Source organism: Wolbachia endosymbiont of Glossina morsitans morsitans (assembly GCF_000689175.1).
GTDB lineage: Bacteria > Pseudomonadota > Alphaproteobacteria > Rickettsiales > Anaplasmataceae > Wolbachia > Wolbachia pipientis.
This window is the reverse complement of sequence record NZ_AWUH01000155.1, coordinates 1-3,456: the sequence shown is the minus strand read 5'-3', so window position 1 is coordinate 3,456 and position 3,456 is coordinate 1. Positions and strand designations below refer to the sequence as shown.

Below are 3,456 nucleotides of genomic sequence, written 5' to 3'. Positions count from 1 at the left end.
AAAAAAGGCAAAAGAAGCCCTGGGGTTATTATCCGCTTTAAAATATTGGCGTTTTTTATGTTTTAAAACGCTTGAAAAGCAAGATTAAGCTGCTTTTAATTGCAACTAACTTACGCTGCAAATGTTTAAGAAGTTTACTAAGCAGAAAAAAAGACAAAGAATCCCCGAGTTAGCTAGTCTTTTACTATCTCTGTCGAGTATTGGCATTTTTTTGATGTTTTGTAACGCTTTATAAGCGCGTTCAGCTTATTTAGATAAAAATCTAGATGTAGATGAAGTTTTGTAAAGACATACAGTATCTATATACTGCAAAAAATTGAACATGGGACGCCGATACATTAAGTAATCCTTACCTTTTAATCTGCAGATTGGCGAAAGCAAATACAATAGCTTCACCATCATGATAAGGGGGCTGGCGGAGTTTGTCAAGGAAGTTTTTTTGTTTCTATTCCCAATAAAAGTTTGTTATATGGTTATGCAAGGAGTCTAATATTAAAAATGACACAACAACATAATTAAATTAGACTACTTTATTCTCTTAGTTACTTGCTTTTCTCTTGCTATTGCAAGGCTTTTTTCTGGTACATCCTCAACTATAACACTACCTGCTGCAATTACAGATTCATCATGAATATTAAGCGGCGCAATTAGTGAGCTATTGGCGCCAACAAAGCAATTGCTCCCTATATTCGTTTCATGTTTATTTTTCCCATCATAATTACAAACAATAGTGCCTGCTCCTATATTACTCTCCTGCCCTACTTTAGCATTTCCTATATAACTTAAGTGTTTTATTCTAGTGTTTTGACCAACTTCACTTGTTTTCACTTCCACAAAATTTCCTATTTTTGCCTTATTACCAATTGTTGTGTTTCCGCGTATTCTGGTAAATGGACCGACCTCAGCATTACTTTTAATTAAGCAATTTTCTAACTGCGAAAATGGCACTATTTTCGCACCAGACTCTATTTTCACTCCAATACCGAAAAAAAAATATGGGTAAATAACTGAATCTCTGGCAATTTGCGTATCAAGAGAAAAGAAAACAGTCTCTGGTGCAACAAGCGTTACTACGGAGTCTGTAAAAATTTTTCTTTTATTTTCTTGAAAGTAATATTCAGCTTTTATAAGGTCATTTCTGTTACTTATTCCCATTGCTTCTTCTCCACCGGTAATAACGTAACCGACATTTAAATTACTCTTCACTGCAATGGAAACTATATCGGTCAAGTAATATTCATGGGTTGAGCTATTGCACTCTATTTTCTCCACCAATTCACGTAAATTCTTTGCACATGCAACCATTATTCCAGCATTTGCAAGAAATTCTTCATGATTATTTTTATCACTCTTTGCTTCTACGATTTCTCTTAAGGAACCATTCTCAATAATTAACCTACCAGTATTGCTTGTCCTAAAACCTAGGCAAGCTAGAGCCTTGCCTTCTAAATAACTAATCATTTTAGTTATTGTGCTGCTTTTTATGAGCGGAGTATCCCCATACTGCACAACAACTATGCTTGAATCTGGCAATTCTCTTAGGTTTCTCATCGCAGTTTTGACCGCATCTCCCGTGCCAAGTGTTGATTCTTGTGTAATTAACTGTATATCCTCAAAGCACTTTAGTCTTTCAATTAAAGGCTGATCAACTACAACAGCAATATTTTCAGGATTTAACTGTTTTGCATTATAAATGACATGCTGAAGCACGGAAAAATTGCCTATTTTGTGCAGAACCTTAGGCAAATCTGAATTCATCCGCCTGCCATGCCCGGCAGCAAGTATGATAAAAGTATGAGCTTTATTTATCACTTATCTTAAAGACGAAAAATGAAAACCGTAATGATCAAGCCAGCTGATTTTGTTGTCATAAAAGCTCCTCAAGTTGCTAATTTGATATTTTAGCATTGCAAGCCTTTCTATACCAATGCCAAACGCAAAACCGTTGTATTTAGTATGGTCTATTCCAACATTTTGAAATACATTTGGATGCGTCATACCGCATCCCAGTACTTCTATCCATTTACTACCTTTATAACTTATGTCCACTTCCGCAGAAGGCTCGGTAAAAGGGAAAAAACTATTACGAAAACGTATCTTCAGCCTTTTATCGCCAAAGAACTTATTAAGGAAGTGATGAATAGTAAATTTTAACTGGCCCATATTGACATTCTCATCGACATATAACCCCTCTATTTGATGGAACATAGGGGTGTGAGTTGCATCAAAGTCGTTTCTGTATACTCTACCTGCGGCTACTATTTTAATTGGGAATTTTTTTGTTTTTTCCATGGTTCTAATCTGTACAGATGAGGTGTGAGTGCGCAGTACCATTCTTTTATCATCTATTTTATTCTTTAAGTAGAAGGTATCTTGCTCCTCTCGTGCAGGATGATGACTTGGAGTATTCAGTGCATCAAATACATGAAATTCATCTTCAATGTCAGGGCCATCAACTGCTTTAAAACCCATATGTGCAAAAATAAGCTTTACTTCATTTAGAACCTTACTGAGTGGATGGACCTTGCCAATTTTTTCTGGCCTCGCAGGCAACGTAATATCAACTGCCTCGTTCTGCAATTTAAAGTTAACTTCTTCGGCTTTTAGTATATTCTCCTTATTCATTATAAGCTGATCTAGCTTATTACGTAAAACGTTGATAACTTCGCCTAAATTGCGCTTTTTTCCTGCGTCTTCTATCTCTTTTAAGTTGTCAAAATAAGCTTTAATTACACCCTTTTTTCCCAAATATGATAGCCTAACTTTTTCTAAATCTTGTAAAGAAGAAGCATTCTCAATTTCAGAGATCGCTTTATCTTCAAGTGAAGGTATTTCATTCAGTAGCTCTTTATTCATCTTAGAAACGCTGGCCTAAACTTTAATTATAGTAAAATCTTGAATAGCATCAACAATCTAAAAACTGTCCCATTTTAATTATTAATTTATTGACTAATTAATTTTTTTATTTACCTTTGCGTTGATGAATTTGCTGTATCAACTATGCACAACAGTGACATTGAAACTGATAATAAGTACAAAATAGAGGATTTACCTAAGTTCTTTAAGGAAAGATCCAGAAACATAAGTAAAGCATTTTCTAGCGAAACAATTAAGATCAGTGCTATTCGCTCGAGAAGTATTGAAAGCAATATACAAAAATTTTCATTTGAGCTAACAGCAACAGATAAAGACACCTTTAATATAAGACCATTTCAAATAAAATCTTTAATTGATTTTTTCAAAATCTGCCTTTTCCCGGGAAAAAAAATTTTACAGTCAACATAAAAGTGCCCAAAAGAAAGCAGTGAATTATATAATAACTACTGTAAAACTAGCAGTTATAAAACTGTGGAAGAATTCGTAAAATAGTGCTCCGCCTCAAAATCCTTCTGCAGGGCACAACGATAACGCTACAAACAGACGTTGAAAACATTAACCTGGACAACTTGTACCAAA

3 protein-coding genes are annotated in these 3,456 nt (G+C 34.6%); 1 reads left to right on the top strand and 2 read right to left on the bottom strand.

Going from position 1 to position 3,456, the window contains the following annotated elements:
• Window positions 1-525: 525 nt before the first annotated feature.
• Window positions 526-1,812, bottom strand: a complete 1,287-nt coding sequence (gene glmU, locus WGMM_RS03995) for a bifunctional UDP-N-acetylglucosamine diphosphorylase/glucosamine-1-phosphate N-acetyltransferase GlmU (protein WP_038250435.1) — start codon at window positions 1,810-1,812, stop codon at window positions 526-528.
• Window positions 1,813-2,856, bottom strand: coding sequence for a phenylalanine--tRNA ligase subunit alpha (gene pheS, locus WGMM_RS03990; RefSeq protein WP_038250432.1), 1,044 nt, complete (start codon window positions 2,854-2,856; stop codon window positions 1,813-1,815).
• Between the two features lie 144 nt (window positions 2,857-3,000).
• Here pheS and WGMM_RS06830 point away from each other — a divergent pair, with 144 nt between their 5' ends.
• Window positions 3,001-3,285, top strand: a complete 285-nt coding sequence (locus tag WGMM_RS06830) for a hypothetical protein (protein WP_038250429.1) — start codon at window positions 3,001-3,003, stop codon at window positions 3,283-3,285.
• The last annotated feature ends 171 nt before the right edge of the window (window positions 3,286-3,456 follow it).

Coding starts and splice junctions, on each gene's coding strand:
- pheS (WP_038250432.1), bottom strand. CDS start 2,856: ATGAATAAAGAGCTACTGAATGAAATACCTTCACTTGAAGATAAAGCG.
- WGMM_RS06830 (WP_038250429.1), top strand. CDS start 3,001: ATGCACAACAGTGACATTGAAACTGATAATAAGTACAAAATAGAGGAT.